The sequence below is a fragment of the Anaeromyxobacter sp. SG64 genome (assembly GCF_022690745.1).
Classification (GTDB): Bacteria; Myxococcota; Myxococcia; order Myxococcales; family Anaeromyxobacteraceae; genus Anaeromyxobacter; species Anaeromyxobacter soli.
The window spans coordinates 1-928 of record NZ_JALCZB010000206.1 but is presented as its reverse complement, the minus strand read 5'-3'; the positions used below and the strand labels follow the sequence as shown (position 1 = coordinate 928).

The window sequence follows — 928 nt, the reverse complement described above, 5'->3', positions numbered from 1 at the left end:
CCGCGCTGCGGGCGATCGCCGCGCGGCGGTCCGCGGCGCGGGCCGGGGCCGGAGGACGGCGCACCGCGGCCGCCGCCGGACTTCTCCTCGGCCACGCGCTGCCAGAGCGGGCGCGCGTCGCGCTGTGGCGCTGGCGCGAGCCGCTCCTCCTGCGGCGCCTCGATCTTCTCGCCGGGCTGCGGAGGCTTCACGTGGCCCTTGCGGATCACCACCGGGCCAGATTCGGGCTTCTTCTCCTCGGACATGGCGGGCGTCTTATAGCAGAGCCCCCGTGATCCGCGTATGAGTGGCCGGATGCCCGATCGCCGCGTGGCCGTCTTCCTCTCGCACGCCGACCCTGGCGCCCTCCGCCTCGCCGGCTCCTGCGCCCTCGCCGCCGCGTCCATGGGGGATCGGGTGGACGTCTACCTGTTCGGGCAGGCGGTCCCGGCGGTCGTGGCCGCGCACGACGCCGAGCCCGACGAGCCGGGGGCGCTCCTCCACCAGGCGCGTGCTGCGGGCGCGTGCCGCCTCGTCGCCTGCAGCGCGAGCGTGGTCGAGGAGAAGGTGCCGCTCGACGCCGCCGAGCAGGCGCTCGACGCGGTGGTGGGCTGGCCGACCGTCATCGAGTGGAGTCGCGGGGTCGTCGATCGCTTCTTCTTCTAGCCCGTGGGAGGGGGGCGAGCGGGGAACCCCTCAGGTGCCGCGCAGGACCCCGGAAGAGAGCGCCACTCCTGCGCGTTCGTCTCTTTTGCTTCCCCCTCCGGAGTCCCCATGGTCAGCCTGTCGATCGATCCGCCGCCGTCGCGCACGCCCCGTTCCTCGCGGGGAGGCCTCCTGGCCGTCCTCCTCGGTATCTCCCTTCTCCTCGCGCTCGCGGGCGGGTTCTGGCTCGGCCGGGCGACCGCGCCGGGGGGGAGCCTCTCCTCGGTCCCGGCGGTGGCCACCG

The 928-nt window shown here is 75.1% G+C and carries 1 protein-coding gene and 1 pseudogene; one reads left to right on the top strand and one right to left on the bottom strand.

Annotated features, from left to right (window positions below):
* Positions 1 to 245, bottom strand: a pseudogene (locus MNZ29_RS24105) (RNA-binding protein); the annotation flags it as partial.
* 49 nt (positions 246 to 294) lie between these two features.
* On the opposite strand from MNZ29_RS24105, the gene MNZ29_RS24100 reads away from it, so the two are divergent.
* Entirely contained in the window at positions 295 to 645 is a 351-nt protein-coding gene (locus MNZ29_RS24100) for a DsrE family protein (protein WP_242341611.1), read from the top strand.
* Positions 646 to 928: the final 283 nt, after the last annotated feature.

Bases quoted from the DNA above. Each gene is read 5' to 3' on its own strand.
- MNZ29_RS24100 (WP_242341611.1), top strand. From the start codon at position 295: ATGCCCGATCGCCGCGTGGCCGTCTTCCTCTCGCACGCCGACCCTGGC.